This is a genomic window from Halococcus morrhuae DSM 1307, assembly GCF_000336695.1.
Classification (GTDB): Archaea; Halobacteriota; Halobacteria; order Halobacteriales; family Halococcaceae; genus Halococcus; species Halococcus morrhuae.
In genome coordinates this window covers 1-18,202 of the sequence record NZ_AOMC01000070.1, presented here as the reverse complement: position 1 = coordinate 18,202, position 18,202 = coordinate 1, and the positions used below count along the sequence as shown (strand labels likewise).

20 protein-coding genes and 1 pseudogene are annotated in these 18,202 nt (G+C 64.6%); 13 read left to right on the top strand and 8 right to left on the bottom strand.

Going from position 1 to position 18,202, the window contains the following annotated elements; all coding sequences use genetic code 11:
- Positions 1-112 precede the first annotated feature (112 nt).
- Together C448_RS04395 and C448_RS04390 are read left to right on the top strand one after the other, a co-directional pair.
- A complete protein-coding gene (locus C448_RS04395) occupies positions 113-808 on the top strand; it encodes an HAD family hydrolase (RefSeq protein WP_004052102.1) in 696 nt (231 codons plus the stop codon).
- 32 nt (positions 809-840) lie between these two features.
- The gene (locus tag C448_RS04390) at positions 841-2,043 is read left to right on the top strand and encodes an alpha-hydroxy-acid oxidizing protein (RefSeq protein WP_004052101.1); all 1,203 of its coding nucleotides are present in this window, start codon (positions 841-843) and stop codon (positions 2,041-2,043) included.
- Here the strand turns inward: C448_RS04390 and C448_RS04385 are convergent, their stop codons facing one another.
- Genes C448_RS04385 through C448_RS04375 form a run of 3 tightly spaced genes read right to left on the bottom strand, consistent with a single transcriptional unit; the run spans position 2,044 to position 4,761 of the window.
- A complete protein-coding gene (locus C448_RS04385; protein ID WP_004052100.1) occupies positions 2,044-3,216 on the bottom strand; it encodes a CaiB/BaiF CoA transferase family protein in 1,173 nt (390 codons plus the stop codon). It abuts the gene before it with no gap.
- 37 nt (positions 3,217-3,253) lie between these two features.
- Positions 3,254-4,240 carry a BtrH N-terminal domain-containing protein gene (locus C448_RS04380; RefSeq protein WP_049916049.1) on the bottom strand — a complete coding sequence of 329 codons (987 nt, stop codon included), beginning with the start codon at positions 4,238-4,240 and terminating at the stop codon, positions 3,254-3,256.
- A 44-nt stretch (positions 4,241-4,284) separates the two neighbouring features.
- Positions 4,285-4,761 (bottom strand): redoxin domain-containing protein, encoded by a 477-nt coding sequence (locus tag C448_RS04375; RefSeq protein ID WP_004052098.1) that lies wholly within the window; start codon positions 4,759-4,761, stop codon positions 4,285-4,287.
- Between the two features lie 73 nt (positions 4,762-4,834).
- On the opposite strand from C448_RS04375, the gene C448_RS04370 reads away from it, so the two are divergent.
- Complete coding sequence (locus C448_RS04370) at positions 4,835-5,080, top strand: glutaredoxin family protein (RefSeq protein WP_004052097.1); 246 nt, start codon at positions 4,835-4,837, stop codon at positions 5,078-5,080.
- 42 nt (positions 5,081-5,122) lie between these two features.
- Positions 5,123-5,611, top strand: a complete 489-nt coding sequence (locus tag C448_RS04365; RefSeq protein ID WP_004052096.1) for an HVO_2922 family protein — start codon at positions 5,123-5,125, stop codon at positions 5,609-5,611.
- A 45-nt stretch (positions 5,612-5,656) separates the two neighbouring features.
- Here the strand turns inward: C448_RS04365 and C448_RS04360 are convergent, their stop codons facing one another.
- Entirely contained in the window at positions 5,657-6,055 is a 399-nt protein-coding gene (locus C448_RS04360) for a cupin domain-containing protein (protein ID WP_004052095.1), read from the bottom strand.
- 58 nt (positions 6,056-6,113) lie between these two features.
- Positions 6,114-7,325 (bottom strand): acyl-CoA dehydrogenase family protein, encoded by a 1,212-nt coding sequence (locus C448_RS04355; protein WP_004052094.1) that lies wholly within the window; start codon positions 7,323-7,325, stop codon positions 6,114-6,116.
- A 243-nt stretch (positions 7,326-7,568) separates the two neighbouring features.
- On the opposite strand from C448_RS04355, the gene C448_RS04350 reads away from it, so the two are divergent.
- The 5 genes and pseudogenes from C448_RS04350 (at position 7,569) to C448_RS04330 (ending at position 11,279) form a co-directional block, all read left to right on the top strand.
- A complete protein-coding gene (locus tag C448_RS04350; RefSeq protein ID WP_004052093.1) occupies positions 7,569-8,636 on the top strand; it encodes a phosphotransferase family protein in 1,068 nt (355 codons plus the stop codon).
- Between the two features lie 52 nt (positions 8,637-8,688).
- Positions 8,689-9,900, top strand: a pseudogene (locus C448_RS04345) (3-hydroxyacyl-CoA dehydrogenase); the annotation flags it as partial.
- A 23-nt stretch (positions 9,901-9,923) separates the two neighbouring features.
- Positions 9,924-10,376, top strand: coding sequence for a PaaI family thioesterase (locus C448_RS04340; protein ID WP_004052091.1), 453 nt, complete (start codon positions 9,924-9,926; stop codon positions 10,374-10,376).
- Positions 10,373-10,813 carry a MaoC/PaaZ C-terminal domain-containing protein gene (locus C448_RS04335; RefSeq protein ID WP_004052090.1) on the top strand — a complete coding sequence of 147 codons (441 nt, stop codon included), beginning with the start codon at positions 10,373-10,375 and terminating at the stop codon, positions 10,811-10,813. The genes C448_RS04340 and C448_RS04335 overlap by 4 nt, the downstream gene beginning before the upstream one ends.
- 43 nt (positions 10,814-10,856) lie before the next feature.
- A complete protein-coding gene (locus tag C448_RS04330) occupies positions 10,857-11,279 on the top strand; it encodes a universal stress protein (protein ID WP_004052089.1) in 423 nt (140 codons plus the stop codon).
- A 6-nt stretch (positions 11,280-11,285) separates the two neighbouring features.
- On the opposite strand, the gene C448_RS04325 is transcribed toward C448_RS04330, so the two are convergent.
- Together C448_RS04325 and C448_RS04320 are read right to left on the bottom strand one after the other, a co-directional pair.
- A complete protein-coding gene (locus C448_RS04325) occupies positions 11,286-11,810 on the bottom strand; it encodes a winged helix-turn-helix domain-containing protein (RefSeq protein WP_004052088.1) in 525 nt (174 codons plus the stop codon).
- A 91-nt stretch (positions 11,811-11,901) separates the two neighbouring features.
- The gene (locus tag C448_RS04320; RefSeq protein ID WP_004052087.1) at positions 11,902-13,038 is read right to left on the bottom strand and encodes an acyl-CoA dehydrogenase family protein; all 1,137 of its coding nucleotides are present in this window, start codon (positions 13,036-13,038) and stop codon (positions 11,902-11,904) included.
- Positions 13,039-13,178: 140 nt separating this feature from the next.
- On the opposite strand from C448_RS04320, the gene C448_RS04315 reads away from it, so the two are divergent.
- A complete protein-coding gene (locus C448_RS04315; protein ID WP_004052086.1) occupies positions 13,179-14,240 on the top strand; it encodes a zinc-dependent alcohol dehydrogenase family protein in 1,062 nt (353 codons plus the stop codon).
- A gap of 41 nt (positions 14,241-14,281) precedes the next feature.
- On the opposite strand, the gene C448_RS04310 is transcribed toward C448_RS04315, so the two are convergent.
- On the bottom strand, positions 14,282-14,653 hold the full coding sequence (locus tag C448_RS04310; RefSeq protein ID WP_004052085.1) for a 30S ribosomal protein S8e: 372 nt from the start codon (positions 14,651-14,653) through the stop codon (positions 14,282-14,284).
- Between the two features lie 81 nt (positions 14,654-14,734).
- Between C448_RS04310 and C448_RS04305 the strand changes: the two genes are divergently transcribed.
- The 3 genes from C448_RS04305 to C448_RS15845 all read left to right on the top strand — a co-directional run.
- Positions 14,735-15,181 (top strand): DUF2240 family protein, encoded by a 447-nt coding sequence (locus tag C448_RS04305; protein WP_004052084.1) that lies wholly within the window; start codon positions 14,735-14,737, stop codon positions 15,179-15,181.
- A gap of 253 nt (positions 15,182-15,434) precedes the next feature.
- Positions 15,435-16,994, top strand: a complete 1,560-nt coding sequence (locus C448_RS04300; RefSeq protein ID WP_004052083.1) for an aldehyde dehydrogenase family protein — start codon at positions 15,435-15,437, stop codon at positions 16,992-16,994.
- A 262-nt stretch (positions 16,995-17,256) separates the two neighbouring features.
- On the top strand, positions 17,257-18,202 hold a 946-nt coding region (locus C448_RS15845; RefSeq protein ID WP_394294941.1), incomplete at its 3' end, for an IS66 family transposase.

Below are 18,202 nucleotides of genomic sequence, written 5' to 3'. Positions count from 1 at the left end.
TCCTAATAAATACTGGCACCACCATCGATTGTCGGTGCGTATCGCTTAGTTACCACCGGTAACGTTTCTCCGTCGTCGGAAGACACTCGTCGCGCCGCCGAGTGGCATCGGCATGAACTACGAGGCGGTCTTCTGGGACATCGGCGGCGTGATCCTCGATCTCGGCTCGGTCCGTGCGGGCCATCGGGCGTTCGTCGGGACGCTCGCTGACGAGCACGAGCTCGATAGGGAGGAAGCGCTCGCCACGTGGCGCGACGAACTGGGATCGCACTTCAGCACGCGCGAGGGCACCGAATTCCGCAGCGCGCGGGTCGGTTACGAGCACGCGGTCACGGCGATGGTCGGCCACGAACTGCCCGAAGAGGAGTGGCTGCCGGCCTTCAGGCGTGCGACCCGCGAGAACCTCGAACCGGTTGCGGGAACCGTTGCGGCGATCCGCCGGCTCGAAACCCACGTCCACCAGGGCATCGTGAGCGACATCGACACCTGGGAGGGCGAGGCGCTGCTCTCGCAGTTCGGCGTCGCCGACCGGCTCGACGCGGTGACGACCTCCGAGGAGGTCGACCGGACGAAACCCGACCCGGCGATGTTCGAGACCGCGCTCGAAAAGGCGGGCGTCGAACCCGCCGCGGCGCTGATGGTTGGCGATCGCTACGAGAACGACATGCAGGGCGCGGCGCGGGCGGGTATCGACACCGTCGCGTTCGGGGGCAGTGCGAGCGAGGCCACCCCCGACGATCCGGCCGTCACGTATCGCGTCGATGATCCGCTCGAAATCGTCGATCTGGTCGGTATCGACGACGGGTGAAACTACTTGTGTCGGCCGTGCCAGGCGTTCGCATGAGTGACGACCCCTCGGAACCCTACGGCGAACACCGCCAGTGCAACGTCTACGCGTCGGGGATGCTCGCCGACGACCCGCCCGAGCATCCGGTTCGGTACGAGGAGCTCGAACGGCGAGCGATGGCCGCGATGAGCAACGAGGCGGCGGCCTACGTCGCCGGCGGGGCCGGCACCGAGGACACGATCACCGAGAACCGCCACGCGTTCGCCGACTGGCGGATCGTCCCGCGAATGCTCCGTGACGTCGCCGAACGGGACCTCCAGGTCGATCTCTTCGGGACCGAACTCGATCTCCCGGTCCTGCTCGCCCCGCTCGGCACGCTCTCGATCATCCACGAGGCGGGCGAACTCGCGGTCGCGCGGGCCGCGGCCGATCACGACGTCCCGATGGTGCTCAGTTCGGCGTCGTCGTACACGATGGAGGACGTCGCCGAGGAGCTGGGGGAGACCCCGAAGTGGTTCCAGCTCTACTGGTCGGCCGACCCCGACATCGCGAGCAGCTTCGTCGAGCGCGCCGAGAACGCCGGCTACGATGCGATCGTCGTCACGCTCGACACACCCCTGCTCGGCTGGCGCGAGCGCGACATCGAGCAGGGCTATCTCCCCTTCCTCGACGGCGAGGGCGTGGCGAACTATTTCTCCGACCCGGCCTTCCGCGAGCGCCTCGACGTCCCGCCCGAGGAGAACGAGGGCACGGCGCTCATGGAGTTCATCGATATCTTCGGCGACCCCTCACTCACTTGGGACGATCTGGCGAGCCTCCGTACGGAGACCGACCTCCCCCTGCTCGTCAAGGGCGTGCTCCACCCGGACGATGCCGAACGGGCCGTCGAATGCGGTGCCGATGGCGTGATCGTCTCGAACCACGGCGGCCGGCAGGTCGATGGCGCGATCGGCGCACTCACCGCCCTTCCGGGCGTGGTCGATGCCGTCGGTGACGTACCCGTCCTGTTCGATAGTGGGATCCGCAGCGGTGCGGACGCCGTGAAGGCGATCGCGCTCGGAGCCGACGCCGTCCTGCTCGGGCGACCCTACGCCTACGGACTGGCACTCGACGGCGAGGCCGGCGTCGGAACCGTCCTCGAGAACTTCCGTGCCGATCTCGATCTGACGCTCGCGCTCACGGGCCACACGAGTTTCGACGACCTCGATAGGACGATGCTGCTCGATCGCCGGCCATCGGGCGTGGACGGTCCCTGATCACTCGCCGAAAATCGCGGCCCCTGACTCGCGCAGCTCCGCGATATCGCGATCGGTGTAGCCCGCCTCGCGGAGGACCGCCCCGGTCTGTGCACCGTGTCCCGGAACGCCCGCTGCCGGGTCAGCGTGATCGGACGACCGCGCCGGAAAGCCGATCCGCTGTGGCCACTGCGTCCGCTCGACGATCCCTCGCGAGTCGGTCTGTGGATGGTCGAGCGCCTCCGGCAGGGTGCGAACCGGCTCGACGGTTGCGTCGCTGTCCGCGAACGTTTCGGCCCACTCGTCGCGGGTCTTCGCGGCGAACAGCTCTGTCAGTTCCTCGCGCAGCGCCGCACGCGTCGCCGCGTCGTCCGTCATGTGTGTCTCGACGAGGTCCTCCCGGCCGACGGTCTCGCAGAACGCGTTCCAGAACGGCGGTTCGAGCGCCGCGATCGAGACGAACTTTCCGTCGGCAGTCTCGTAGATCCCGTACCACGGCAACTCGCCCGTGAGAGCCGTCTTCCCGGGACGTGGCGTCTCGCCCGCGAGCGCGTCGGGCGCGAGCGCTTGCGAAAAGGAGAGCAACACGTCAGTCATGGCGATGTCGAGGTACTCTCCGTCGGTGTTGCCGAGCGCGCGCGAACAGAGCGCGCCGACGATCGAGAACGCGGCGAAGAGCCCGCCGGCCATATCGCCGACCGGAACGCCCGGCACCTGTGGTGTCGCGCTCTCGTCGGCACGGGTCATGTCGAGCAGGCCCGAAAAGGCGGCGTAGTTCAAATCGTGGCCCGCACGGGTGCGGTACGGCCCGGTCTGTCCGTAGCCCGACAGCGAGCAGTAGACGATCTCGGGGTTGTGCTCGCGAACCGAGTCGTCGTCGACGCCGAGGCGTTCGGTGACGCCCGGCCGGAACCCCTCGATCAGCGCGTCGGCATCGCTCGCGAGCTCGAAGAACGCCTCGCGCCCCGCGTCGGTTTTGAGGTCGAGCGCGACGCTTCGCTTGCCCCGATTGACCGCCTCGAACAGCGTTCCGTCGCTCCCCTCGCTCTCGAAACTCATCCAGCGGGTCGGATCACCGGTGGCGGTGTCCTCGATCTTGACGACCTCCGCCCCGGCGTCGGCGAGCAGTTGGGTGGCGTACGGGCCTGGCAAGTGACGCGTCAGATCGAGCACGCGGACGCCATCGAGTCGCATACCCAATGCTCCAGCGGCCGGATCATAACCCTTCGCGTCAATCTTCTCTCACCTCCCTGCGGAGGTCGACGAACAGTCCTTCCTCGCGATCGGCGATGATTGCAGCCTGCTCGTTCGCGCGCTCGAAGATCTCCGTGGTCGGCGTCTCGCTCGCCGCGCGGAGCGTCTCGCCGAGTGCGCTCCAGTCGTCGGCGATCGCGCGGGTCCGATCGGCGAACGAATCGTCCAGGAAATCGAGCTGAGCGAGGAAATCGGCGTACAGCCGCCGAAACGCACCGCCACCGGTGCCGCGGCGCTCGATGTTCTGGTAGGCGAAGCGTGCGCTCCAGGACACGTCGTTCAGCTCCGTCCATCCTGGCAACTCGCGTGCGAACCGACGGATCCCTGCCACGCCCTGCGTGCCCCACGCGCCGGATTCATCGTCGGTGAGCATACCCTCCGATGCCCGCACGATCGCCGCCCGTGCCGCGCTCTCGATCGACGCGTTCGGCGACGGTCGCTCGCCATCGACGGCGAGCCAGCGGTTCGACAGCGGCCCGACGAAGCCGTGTTCCGAACCCCATGCTTGCCGGAGGCGGTCGATCGGCAGCCGCTGGACGGTCTCGAACTCGCTGTCAGAGAGCAGCACGTCGTCTCCCTCGGTGCCGAGGCAGACGAGCGTGTGCGGGCCGAAGTGGGTGTCAGTTCCGTAGTAGTCGAGGTAGTATAGGTCGGCGAACAGCACGACGGGTGTTCCGCCCACGATTCGCGCGTTGACGGCCTCCCAAGCCGTCTCCCAGTCTGATCCGTCTTCCTCCGCAAACGGGATCGCGAGGGTGTCGAAGAAGCTCGATTCGAGCCACGAGGTTCGGCCCATGATGGTGCGGCTGGCGGGTCCCGCCTCGTAGTAGCCGAAGCCGATGCCCGCCCCGAGGCCGAAACAGAGCGGCTCGTCGAACCCCCAGCCGTAGCGCGCCGCCAGGTTGCGCAGCGAGGCCGACCCGCAGTGTGCGCCCGGCCGGTGTGGGTAGTCGGCGATCGACATACCGACTTCCTCGCGCGTCCGCGCCATAGCCGTGTCGGCGCTGCCTATCCGGTGAGTTCGGCGACAGCTGCCTCGATCTCCGCGCGTGGGACGGGCGAGATCCAGTCCTCGCCGAGCCAGCGGTGGACGACGCGCCGATCGTCGTCGAGGACGAAGACGGCACGGCGTGCGGTTCGCGTCTCGCCCATCCCCGAGCGCGTCGTGAGTAGATCGTACGCCTCGGCGGCCGCCCTCTCGCCGTCGCTGAACAGTCGAAACGGGCTATCGAGATAGCGGATGAACGCATTCTGGGCGTATGGGCCCTCGCGACTCACACCCACGACAGGGATTTCGAACTCGTTCCAGCCGGCACGCTCGTAGCGCTTCCACCAGTTCTCGTCGATGGCGCTGAACGAGAAGCCGTAGAAGACGACCACGCAGCCGCCGTCGCAGACGGTCGAGAGGCTGGCCGTGTGGAAGGTCTCGCCGTCACAGAGCAGCGCCGTGAAATCGGGCGCGCGCTCGCCCTCGGATGGTGGCATGTCCCATGCTGGACGGACGGGCACAAAACGACGTCGGCGGGAGGTTTTTGTCCGTGGCCATCGGACACGGGGCATGGCAATCACGCTCTACCGTCTCGAAGGCTGTCCGCACTGCGAAGCCGTCGTCGATCGCCTCGACGATCTGGACATCGACTTCGACAGCATCTGGGTCGAGGCGCTGCACTCCAAACGCGACGAGGTGAAGCGCGTCTCCGGCCAGCGCGACGTCCCGGTGCTCGTCGACGACGAGCGCGGCATCACGATGAGCGAGTCCGACCGCATCGTCGAGCATCTCGATCGTTCGTACGCCGCGGCCTGATCGGACACCTCCTTTTATCCTCGCGCCGCCTGGAACGACGGTATGGCCGACGAAACACTGTTCGAAAGCGAACGCCGGCGGAGCCGTGCAGACATCGCCGGCGTGCTCAGATCACTGGCGACGGCGCTCGAAAACGACGGGCCGGTGACGCTCGAAGACGGGACACAATCGATCGATATCGACCCGCCGGCGGCCCCGACGTTCGAGATCGAGGTCGAGCGCGAATCCGGAAAGCGGAGTTTGGAACTGGAACTCGAATGGGACGAACGCGACGAAGAGGGCGAGAGCACTTCTTCGGCCGCCGAGAGTGAGTCTACGGAGAGCGACGACGCCGGGGCCGAACCCGCTCACAGCCTCGGTCGTTTCGAGGTCTTTCGGGACAAGGCGAGCGAGTGGCGCTGGCGGCTCGTCCACCGGAACGGCAACATCATCGCCACGAGCGGCGAGGGCTACACGAGCAAGCAGAACGCGCTCAAGGGCATGCGGAGCGTGATGCAGAACGCCCCCGACGCCAGCGTCGTCTCCGAATAGAGTGTCAGAGAGTAAAAGTGATGGTCGGTACAGAGGAGAGAATAATCAGTCGAGGTCGTGCGGATCGAGTCCCGGATCCTCCACCGACGGTGCACCGATGGCGAGCACGATCCCCTGATCGTCACCCAGATAGCGGTGACCGTGACCGATCTCGGGGCCGGCGGCGTAGAACGTACCCGGACCGACCTCGTGGATCTCCTCCTCGCCCGAGCGGCCGAGCTTGACCGAGAACTCGCCTTCGACGATGTAGTAGAGCTCCTCCTGTTCTGCGTGGGCGTGGTACTGGATCTCCTCGCCGGGGTCGAAATACCAGAGTTTGACGTTCGTCTCGTCGGTATCGAGCGCGTCGTCGACCGAACGGATGTCGAGATTCGGCGGGAGCTCCTCGACGTCGGAGAGGTCGGTAACACGCACGTCGTCCGTGTGTACGATTCCGTGGTCCATGCATCATCGACGGTCGGCCGGCGCAAAAGGTTGTGCCCGGCCAGTCCGAACCCGACGATCAGCCGTCGAAACGCGGCACCGCCTCGATCTCGGCCGAGTCGGTGTCCTCGAAGACCGCACGCGCGATCGTTCGCTTGTGGACCTCGTCGGCCCCGTCGACGATGCGGAAGGCGCGCACAGCGTCGTAGAAGTCCGCGAGCGGCAGGTCCCTGCTGATGCCGGCCCCACCACAGCACTGGATCGCGAGATCGATCGTCTCCTGGGCGACGTTGGCGGCGAAGACCTTGCTCATCGAGACCTCGACTCTGGCCTCGTCGCCGGCGTCGAGCTTCGTCGCGGCGTCCCTCACCATCGTCCGCGCGGCGTGCAGGCGGGTTTCGGCCTCCGCGATCGCGAACCGCTGGGCCTGTTTGTCCGCGAGCGACGAGCCGAACGCCTCGCGCTCGTTCATGTAGGCCTTCGCCACGTCGAGCGCGCGATCGGCCATCCCGGAAAAGCGCATGCAGTGGGTCAGTCGCGCGGGTCCGAGGCGCTGCTGAGCGACCGTGAACCCCTCGTTCTCCTCGCCGAGGAGGTTTTCTTCGGGCACGCACACCCCGTCGAAGCGGATCTCGGCGTGGCTCTCGGGCATGAGATCCTGACCGAGATGGGGGATGTCGCGAACGATCTCGACGCCCTCAGCGTCGGTCGGCACGAGGATGATCGAGCAGCCGGCGTAGGGGTGGGCTTCCTCGTCGGTGCGAGCCATCACCAGCAGTACGTCGGCCGCACTGCCCTGGGTGGTCCACCATTTGTGGCCGTCGATGACCCATTCACCGTCTTCCTTTTCGGCCGTCGTGCGGAGCATCTTCGGGTCCGATCCGCCGCCGGGAGCTGGTTCGGTCATCGCGAAACCAGAACGAATCTCGCCCGCCACCAGCGGATCGAGCCACTCCTCTTTCTGCGCCGCGGTGCCGACGAGTTCGAGCGTGTGCATGTTCCCCTCGTCGGGCGCGTCGACGCGCATCGCTGGCGCACCGAGTAGGCTTCGGCCCGCCTCCTCGAACAGCGGTAGTACGTCCCGGAGCGCGATCCCCATTCCACCATGCTCTTCGGAGATTTGGGGTGCATACACGTCGTACTCGCGGGCCTGTTCTCGTAGTTCGTCGATCGTCTCCTGGGAGACGCTGCCAGCGGCGTTGGCGCGCTCCTTCGGTAGCACGACTTCATCCATGAATTCACGGGCGCGATCGCGCAGTTCCTGTGCGGTCGCCGAGTCGTCGTAGTCCATGCACCCTCTTCTCGGCACTACATTGTAAAACGGTAGGGCGATTACTGACGATTCCACACACAGTCGGTGAATGTGACTGGTTTCGCCGATCAAAGTCATCGGCCACATGAGGCCGCAGACGACGGGGAATGCCGACAGAAGTGTCGGTTGACGTAGATGTGTCCAGTAGATATTCGTAGCCGGGCGCACAATCGATCTACCAATGGTAACGAGATCGCAGTCGCCGTCGAATCGAGGGGTCCGATGAGCGACGAGTATTTCGCGCGCATCGTCGATCGGGAGTCGCTCGCCGACTACTTCGAGCGCGAACTCGGAGCGGTCGAGGCGTTCGACGTTCAGCACCATCAGGAGGGCCACTCGAACGAGACGCTGTTCGTCGAGTGGGGCGATCGCGACCTCGTGGTTCGCCGACCGCCACCCGGCGAGGTCGCCGACACCGCCCACGACGTGCTGCGGGAGTATCGCGTGATGGACGCGCTCCAGGACACGCCGGTCAGAGTGCCGCCCACCGTGTTGGCCTGCGAGGACCACTCGGTCTTGGGCTGTGATTTCTACGTGATGGAGCGCATCGCGGGCGACGTGCTGCGCGAGGGTGAGCCCGAACGTTTCGCCACGCCCGATCACCGACGACGGATCGGCGAGGAGCTCGTCGACGGACTCGCCGAGGTCCACGCGGTCGACTACGAGGAGGCGGGCCTCGGCGAGTTCGGCCATCCCGAGGGGTTCACCGAGCGGCAGGTGAGCCGCTGGTCCGAGCAGCTGACCTGGGCGTTCGACGTCACGAGCGAGGAGCGCGAGGTACCCGCGCTCTACGACGTGATGGAGTGGCTGACCGAGAACGTCCCCGACGCGCCGACGCACACGCTCGTCCAGGGCGACTACAAGCTCGACAACGTGATGTTCGGGCCGGGAACGCCACCCGAGATCGTCGCGGTGTTCGACTGGGAGCTGAGCACGCTCGGCAACCCGCTCGTCGATCTCGGCTGGCTGCTGTCGTACTGGTGGGACGAGGGCGATCCCGAACCCCCGGCGGCGACCGACTCGCTCACCGCGACGTTCATGACCCGCGAAGGCTATCCCAGTCGGCAGGAGCTCGTCGAGCGCTACGAGCAGCGGACGGGGATCGAGTACGAGAACGATCGGTTCTATCGTGCGCTCGCGGTCTACAAGCTCGCCGGGCTTGGCGAGATGTTCTTCCGGCGCTACCTGGAGGGCAACGCCGACGACCCGCTCTATCCGAAGATGGAGACGGGCGTGCCCGAACTCGCCGATCGCGCGGTGCGCATCATCGAGGGTGAGGAGCCACTATGAGCGGTTCGCCGGCGACGGGAGAGTTAAACCGCTGCCGATCGCTCGAAAGACCATGACGGACATCGAACGGGTGGCGGTGCTCGGCGCGGGCAACATGGGCCACGGCATCACCGAGGTCGTCGCGCTCGGCGGCTACGACGTGACGATGCGCGACATCGAGACGGATCTGATCGAGTCGGGCTCCGAGAACATCGAGTGGAGCGTCGGAAAACTCGCCGAGAACGGGATCGTCGACGATCCCGACGACGTGCTCGCGCGCATCGACACGACGACCGATCTCGCCGAAGCGGTTGGCGACGCCGATCTGGTCGTCGAGGCCGCCCCCGAACGGATGGCGCTGAAAAAGGAGATCTACACCGAACTCGACGAGCTAGCGCCCGACGAGGCGATCCTCGCCTCGAACACTTCCTCGCTGTCGATCACCGAGATCGCGAGCGCCACCGACAGGGCGGCGCAGGTGGTCGGCACCCACTACTTCAACCCGCCCGTCAAGATGGATCTCGTCGAGGTGATCTACGGCGAGCGGACGTCGGACGCGACCGCCGAGACCGCCCACGATTTCGTCGTATCGCTCGGCAAGACGCCGATCTACGTGCAGAAGGACGTCCAGGGGTTCGTCGTCAACAGCGTTCTGGGACCGTTCATGGTCGAACCCGCCTGGATGGTCTCCAACGACGAGGCCACCATCCGGGAGGCCGACGCCGCGATGGTCCATCGCCGTGGCTATCCGATGGGGCCGTTCGAGCTCGCCGATCTGACAGGGGTCGACATCGGCTACTCGGTCCGCGAGGAGGCCGGCATCACCAACCCGCCGCTGATCGAGGAGAAAGTCGAGGCCGAGGAGCTGGGCCGCAAGACGGGAAAGGGCTACTACGACTACGAGAACGGAGAGACGTCGGAGACGTCTCAGGCAGACGGCGAAGCCGTCGACGGCGACGGCGCGGACTACGAAGCGGGCGACGGCGAGGGGTTCGACACCCTGCGTGTCGAGGCCCGGATGGTCAACGAGGCCGCGAAGCTCGTCGGGATGGACGTCGCGACTCCCGAGGCCATCGATACCGGCATGCGACTCGGCGCTGGCTTCTCGGAGGGGCCGTGCCGGCGTGCGGATCAGGAGGGACTCGACACGTTTCTGGAAAAGCTCGAAACGCTCCACGAGGCGACCGGCGAGGAGCGCTTCGAGCCGGCCGACTACCTCGTCGAGCTGGTCGAGGGCGGGAACACGGGGCAGGAGAGTGGGCGCGGGTTCTACGAGTACGAGAACGGCGAGCCGGTCTCTGGGGGTCGATGAGCGACCTCTCGCCGGCCGAGCGGAGCCAGCTCGAAGCCATCATCGGCGAGCACGGCTTCTTCTCCTGGCTCGGCATCGAGATCGAGACGATCGAGCACGGCCGCGTCGTGCTCCGCGTGCCCTACGACGAGAAGTTCACCAACCTCGTGCCCGGCGGCGAGGCGAACGTCCACGGGGGCGTGGCGGCCACGCTCGTCGACACCGCGAGCGGGTTCGCGCTCCGCTCGACGTTCGAGAACCCCCAAGGCGCGGCGCTCACGACGACCGATCTGAACGTCTCCTATCTCCGCCCCGCGACCGACGATCTGACCGTCGAGGCAGAGGTCGTCCGCGCGGGCGGGTCGATGGGTGTGACGGATGCAACCGTGTCGAGCATCGCGCCGAACGGCGAGGAGAAGGACGTCGCGGTCGGGCGCACGAGCTACCGACTCTTCCGGGAGGGGCGATGAGTACCTTCGAATCGATCGACGAGGGCGAGACGAGCACGACTGCGCGGCGGACGGTGACGGAAGCCGACGTGACGAACTTCGCGGGCGTGAGCGGTGATTTCAACCATCACCATACCGACGCGGAGCGGATGGCGAATACGGAATACGGCGAGCGGATCGTCCACGGCGCGTTCGTCTTCTCGGCGATGACGGGACTGCTCTGGCAGTCCAGAACACCCGAACAGCGCGACGACGTCATCGCGTTCTACGGGGTCGATGCGCTCCGGTTTTCCGCCCCGACCTACATCGGCGATACCATCCACGTCGAGACCGAGGTGCTCGAAAAGGCGGAACGCGAGCACCCGCGGGCGAACGGGACGATCAGATACAGCGTGTCGGTGCTCGATCAGAACGGCGAGACCGTGCTCTCCTGTGAGCTGCTCTCGCTGGTGCGCTGACGATCGACGGTAGCTTCTTTTGTCGCCTCGTGGTAGGGTATGTATGGGCAAGCGGGTTCTGGTTCCGTTCGACGATTCGGAACAGGCACACGAGGCGCTCGAATACGTCCTCGACGAACATGCCGGGGACGAGCTCACGGCCATCCACGCCATCGATCCCGCCGAGTGGGGCTACGGCGCACCGGGCAACACCCTCGGCGAGCACTGGCAGCAGGAAGCGCGCGAGGAGAGCGACGAGATCCAAGAGAGTGCACAGGCGGTGGCCGACGAGTACGGCGTCGAGCTCACGACGGTCGCCGAGAGCGGCGTGCCCAGCGACGTCATCACCCAGTACGCCGACGACAACGGGATCGACCAGATCGTCATCGGGAGCCACGGCCGCTCGGGCACCAGACGCCTCCTGCTCGGCAGCGTCGCCGAGGAGGTCGCGCGCAAGGTCTCGATCCCGGTGACGATCATCGGCTGATTTCGGCTATTCCCTCGTTCGCGGCCCCTCGTTCAGGCTTTCGAGCAGTTCGGGGTCGGTCCCGAACTTGAGCACGTTCGTCACGACGGAGTTGCGGATGTTCGAGACCACGCTGCCGTGTTCCTTGTAGAACTCGTGGATCCAGCGCGATTCGGCCTCGCGCGTCGGGAACATCATCACCGTCTTCCACTGATACTCCCCATCAGAGAGGAAGTAGAACAGCGTGTTCGGCGAGTCGCGAATGTACTCCATCGCCGCGCGCCACTCGTCGGCGAAGTGCTCGGCGTTGAACTTGAACTCGAACAGTCCGAAGATGAAAAAGTCCTCGTTCGGGATGATCGCCTCACGGAAGACGCCCTCCTCGCGCATGCGCCGGATCGACTCGCTCACCGTGACGTGCGAGACGTCGATGTCGTACTTCTCGTCGAGGATCTCGGTGAGCTGGCGCGAGGAGATCTGCGGGTCGCCCGCGAGCTCGCGCAGGATCACCACGTCGCGCTCGGTGAATTCCCATTCCGGTGCCTCGCTCATCGTCGGCCTCCGCCCGCAGTGACTCGTCCGTCGGTTCGCGATCCGCCAGCATGCGGATGGTAAGTCCGTCCGTTCGACAGTCTGCCGTCGTTCATACCAGCCGATCGGCGATAATGTTCTTCTGGATTTCGCTCGTGCCCTCGTAGATCTTCGTGATGCGTGCGTCGCGGTAGTAGCGCTCGGCGGGATGATCGGTGACGTAGCCCGCACCCCCGAACACCTGGATCGCCTCGTCGGCCACGTCGACGGCGTGCTCGCTCGCGAACAGTTTCGCCATGCTCGCCAGCCGTACCGCGTCGTCGGCGTCGCTCTCGACCGCGCTCGCGGCCCGGTAGGCGAGCGATCGTGCGGCATCGACGTTCGTCGCCATCTCGGCGAGCTTGTGCCGGATGGCCTGGAACTCGCTGATCGGCTGGTCGAACTGCTCGCGCTCGGTCGCGTACTCACGGGCGGCATCGAGCGCACCCTGTGCGGCCCCCACGGCCTGGGCAGCGACGCTCGTTCGCCCGGAGGCGAAGAACTCCATCAGCTGGTAGAACCCCTCGTTCACCTCGCCGACAACGTTCTCCTCGGGAACTCTGACGTCGTCAAGTCGCAACTCGGCGAGGTCGGAGGCACGAATTCCGAGCTTGTTGTCGATCTTCTCGGCGCTGAATCCCTCACTGTCGGTCGGTACGAGAAAGGCCGTGATCCCCTGATGACCAGCGCCGGGATCGGTCTTGGTCATCACGATGGCGACGTCCGCGACCGAGCCGTTGGTGATCCAGGTCTTGTTCCCGTCGATCACCCACTCGTCGCCGTCCTGCTCCGCACGGGTCTCGATGCCCGCGACGTTCGAGCCGTGGGCGGGTTCGGAGATAGCGCTCGCCGAGACCGCTTCGCCGGCGGCGATCCCGGGCAGCCACTCCTCCTTCATCCACTCCGAGCCATACTCGATGAGCATGTCGCTGCCGAAACCCGCCGAGCCGACCGCGCTGCCGATGCCCGGGTCGGCGCGCCAGAGCTCCTCGGTCACGATCGATCCCGCGAGCGCGTCCATCCCCGCGCCACCGTACTCCTCGGGGATGTTCGGCGCGACGAAATCGTATTCGGCGGCCTCCTGTCTGAGTTCTTCAGGGTACTCGCCCGATTCGTCGTGCTCGCGCGCGACAGGGACGATCTCTTCCTCGGCGAACTCGCGGACGGCCGTCCGGATGGCCTCGTGTTCTCCCGATAGCTGGAACGCCATAGGTGGTCATGGGTTTCCAGCGAAAAATATCTTCCTGCCATCCGTGAACGACGGAAAATGGTGGTGGGCGGGCAGTTCAAAAGAAAGCAGTGTGTTCACACGATACATCTATTACGATGGGCATCGATAGCATACGAGCTATGCGAGCAGCAGTCCTCGAAGAACACGGCGAACCGCTCGACATCCAGAACGTGGACGCACCCGATCCGGAGCCAACGGGTGCGGTGATCGAAATGGAGGCCTGTGGCATCTGCCGAAGCGACTGGCACGGCTGGCAGGGCGATTGGGACTGGCTCGGTATCCGGCCTCAGGAGGGTCAGATCCTCGGCCACGAACCGGCGGGCACGGTCGTCGCGGTCGGCGACGAGGTCGAGAACCTCCAGGAGGGCCAGCAGGTCACGGTGCCGTTCAACCTCGGCGATGGGACCTGCAAACAGTGTCGCACCGGCCACGGCAACACCTGCGAGAACATCCGGCCGCTCGGCTTCGTCGAATCGGTACCCGGCGCGTTCGCCGAACAGCTCCACGTCCCGGCAGCCGATCACAACGCCGTCGTGCTCCCCGATGGCGTCTCCTCGGTCGACATGGCCGGGCTCGGCTGCCGGTTCATGACCTCGTTTCACGCGCTCGCCCACCGCGCCGACCTCGGCGGTGGCGACTGGGTGGCGGTCCACGGCTGCGGTGGTGTCGGACTTTCCGCTGTGCACATCGCCAGCGCGCTCGGCGGCAACGTCATCGCGGTCGATCTCCAAGACGAAAAGCTCGAAAAGGCGAAAGAACTCGGCGCGAGCGCGACGGTCAACGCGAGCGACGTCGAGAATCCGGCCAACGAGGTGAAAGCCATCGCGGACGGCGGCGCGGCGGTCTCGATGGACGCGCTCGGCATCGAAACCACTTGCCGGAACTCCGTGCTGAGTCTCGGCACTCGCGGCCAGCACGTCCAGGTAGGCCTCTCGACGCAGGACGAGCAAGGGATGGTCTCGCTGCCGACGGATGCGATGGTAATGGGCGAGATCAAGTTCATCGGCTCGCTCGGGATGGCTCCGACCAACTACGACGAGATCTTTCGGATGGTCGCCGACGGTACACTCGATCCGAGCGCGGTGGTCTCCGAGACCGTCCCGCTCGACGACGTCTCGGAGAAGCTGGCGGCGATGGACGATTTCGAGACGATGGGGATTCCCGTCATCGACAGCTTCTGAATCGACGAGCGTAGAAACGTTTTATTGGCGTTCTGTGGCCGCTACTCTTCGAGAACGGCGTTGACCTGGCCGTCTTGGCCGGGTCGGGAGGTCACCCGCGCGGTGCCCTCGCTGGTCTCGATGAGCGCGCCCTTGGTGATGATGTTCCGCCGGACGTAGTTCGGGTTCGCAGGGTTCTCGGCAACACCCTCGATGTCTGCACTTCGCGTCTCGCCGTCGACCGCGACGCTCGCGTGGTCGATCGAGATCGCCCGGACCGTCCGCGTGTTGCCGCGCGTGTCGACGGTCTTCAGCACCGTGTCGCCGACGCGGGTCTCGGTCGGCTCGCGGCCGAGCTGGTGTTTGCGCTTCTTCGTCGTTCGTCGCCGTCGCCCGCCGGTTCGCTTTTTGAGTGCGCGTCCCTGATCTTTCATATCCAAACGCGGGCGAGCGCACACTTGAATCGCTCGATAGCCCATCGACGGATTTAGCACGCCGCCGCCCGCTCATCCGTCGTGAGCCTTCGCAGCGCCGTCGCCGCCCCGTTCAAAGGTCGTGGCGAGGGCGAACTGGCCGAAAGCGAGTTCGTCGTCGCGCTCTCGCTCGATCGCGACTGGTTCTCGCCCGAGCAGGCGACCCGTCTGGCCGACATCGCCGTCGGCGAGGGGCTGCTCGAACGCACTAACGAGGCGCTCGTTCCCACGTTCGATCCCGCGGACACGACGATTCCCGAGGGGTTCGTCCCCGACGAGGAACTCCTGCGCCGGCGCTCGGCGTTCGAGCAGGTCCTCGACGCGCTCGTCGCTGACGGCATCGACAAACGGGAAGCGGTCGCCGAGATCAACGAACTCCAGCAGCGCCTCGCCGTCACCATCGAGGCCGCCGCGGTGCTCTACGCCAGACGGCGCGACATCGACGTGAACGAGGCCGCCGATCGCGCGCTTGCCGAGCTCGGCGGTTAGAGGCCACCAGACTAGTCAATAGATTTTACGAACTCGTTCTAGCAGTTGAGGGCGTCATAGAACGGTTGGCATGGTTTTCGGCTATTTTGTGAGGTTCAGAGGGTGGTTTCGAACCCAATCTAAATGAAAGAGCAAGCTCCCGACATCAGACACGTGACGGATTTGGTTGCGTTAGGATGAACCTCGCCCCGGATGGCGACGGTGAATTTCCGCTTCCAAGCGGTCCTTATCCATTCAGAACGTATCTTCGTGTGTGTCACAAGCAGTTGACTCTGAGCAACCGGAAATCTCGGTCGAGGCGGAGTGGAATCGGTTCTACATCGATGGCGAGTGGACAGCCAACAACCGCGACGCGATTACAGTAGAGAACCCGGCGACGGAGACCGCGTTCGCAGAGGTTCCACGCGGGACTGAAGAAGACATCAATGAAGCCTACGAGGCTGCCACGGCTGCACAGCCGGAATGGGCAGCGCAGTCGCCAGCCGAACGTGCCGAAGTCGTCTCGCAGGCTGTGTCGCTCCTACGCGAACACCGCGAGGACATCCTCGAACTGCTGGCCGTCGAATCCGGATCCAGTAAGATAAAAGGCAGTATCGAATTCCAGAGCGCGGCCGGAATCACCCAAGAGGCCGCGAGCTTTCCGACACGGATTTCGGGCGATCATCGCGCGTCGAATATCGAGGGCAAGGAGAACCTCGTCAAACGCGAACCCGTCGGCGTGGTCGGCGTCATCTCGCCGTGGAATTTCCCGCTCCATCTCTCGATTCGAGCGGTTGCCCCGGCGCTTGCAACCGGTAATTCCGTCGTGCTCAAGCCCGCTTCGGATACGCCAATCACTGGCGGCCTCCTCATCGCGCGAATCTTCGAGGCCGCCGGACTGCCCGATGGACTTCTCAACGTCGTCACTGGGAGCGGGTCGGAGATCGGCGACCGGATGGCGAGTCATCCGGCATCGTCGGCCATCGCCTTCACCGGATCGACCGGCGTTGGGACGGAAGTCGCAAAGAACGCAGTCGATCATCAGGCGTATCCGGCGATGGAGCTGGGTGGAAACGGCCCACACGTCGTTTTGGACGACGCTGCTGTGGACGACGCAGTCGATGCCGGCGCATTCGGAACCTTCCTCCATCAGGGCCAAATCTGTATCTCCATCAATCGCCATCTGGTCCACGAATCGCTCTACGACGAATACGTCGAACGACTCACTGAGAAGGCGAAATCCCTCCCCGTTGGCGACCCCGCAACCGAAGAGACGGTCATCGGGCCGATCATCAACGAGAGCCAGCGTGACCAGATGCTCGAATATGTCGAGGAGACGGTCGATGCAGGGGCGACGCTCGAAACCGGTGGTGCGGCCGTCTCGGCCGCTGATGTCGAAGGGACGACTGTTTCGGCCGGCGATCTCAGTAGTGACAGTTCGCTTGGCGATTCGAACGGTCTCTTCGTCCTTCCGACGGTACTTTCGGATGCAACGAACGAAATGGCTGCTGCTTGTAACGAGCACTTCGGACCCATCGCACCCGTGATCCCGTTTGGGGATGACGAGGAAGCAATCGAACTGGCGAACGATACGGAGTTCGGTCTTTCGTCGTCGGTGTACGGCGATATAGCTCATGCCGAACGAGTTGCAGATCACATCGAAGCTGGAATGGTTCACGTCAACGACCAGTCGGTGAACGACGAACCGCACGTTCCGTTCGGCGGCTACAAAGGCTCAGGAATCGGCCGGTTCAACGGTGAATACATTCTCGAAGAATTTACCCAGCCGAAATGGGTTTCCGTTCAGCGCGATCCGCGCGATTACCCGTTCTGAATCGAGGGCTTTGTCGAAATCTCGACCCAGAGATTCGGAGATGGTCACAGAGCGACACGGCTGATCCGATTTTTCACGGCGTTTGGGGCATCGTAGTTGGATAGCGACTTGACGACAGAACGATTTCGTAGCTGACTCATTCACTGAGTTCCAACGGCAGAGCAAGCGTGTCACTCAAATTTGGTGNGTAGTTGGATAGCGACTTGACGACAGAACGATTTCGTAGCTGACTCATTCACTGAGTTCCAACGGCAGAGCAAGCGTGTCACTCAAATTTGGTGGATCGCCAAATCTCTCGGATTTGGCGATTCCTGCCGCCAACGATTCATCACTTCGACTCCAGCTCATCTCTGCTCGCTCCGAGAATCTCCGTCTCCGTCTGCAAAATACGGTACTGGAACAGCAAAACACCTACCTCAGAAATCGGCTCCGACACTACGAAAACTCGAACACACCACCCAGCCAGGAAGGAGGCGCAGGAGCGCCTCCTGACGATGAATCGCCATCAACCGATGACGATGACGATGAGGAATCCGAGACGGATGACGACGACAGCGAGGACGAACATGGTGACCGAACCGAAGACGAAAGTGCTGGCGGCGACTCCGACGCCGCCAGCGACTCCTCGCCTGGTCGCAGTCCTGGCCATGAAGGAACAACTCGACCACCGCCTGACCCAGACGAAACCGTCTGGGTCGAGAACGGCTATTGTTCGGACTGTGATTGCATCCTCACCGATCCGGATAGCTATATCTCTCAGACGGTCGTTGAAACGCCTCATCCTGTGCCACTTACCGTCATCAAGTACAAACGAGGCCAACACCACTGCTCGTGTGGAAACGAGATTCTCGCCGAGCATCCTGATTGTCCCCAGACCGGGCGGTTTGGGCCGAACGTTCTGGCCCAAACCGCTCTCCGCAGGTTTCGTCAGCGAGTGCCCAACCGCAGGCAGGCGGAAGTCTTCGACTGGCAATTAGACCACCCAGTCTCGCACAGAACGGTCTACAACCTGACCAAGCGGGTCGCAGACCGGCTGCGACCCGCATACGAGGACGTGAAGGCCAAGATCCGAGAGAGCGACGTGGTCTACTGCGATGAAACCGGCTTGTCGGTTGATGGGGATCAGCACTGGACGTGGACGTTCGTGACCGACGAGGAGGTTCTGTACACGATCGATGAAAGCCGTGGCAGTCAGGGGTTAGAGGAGG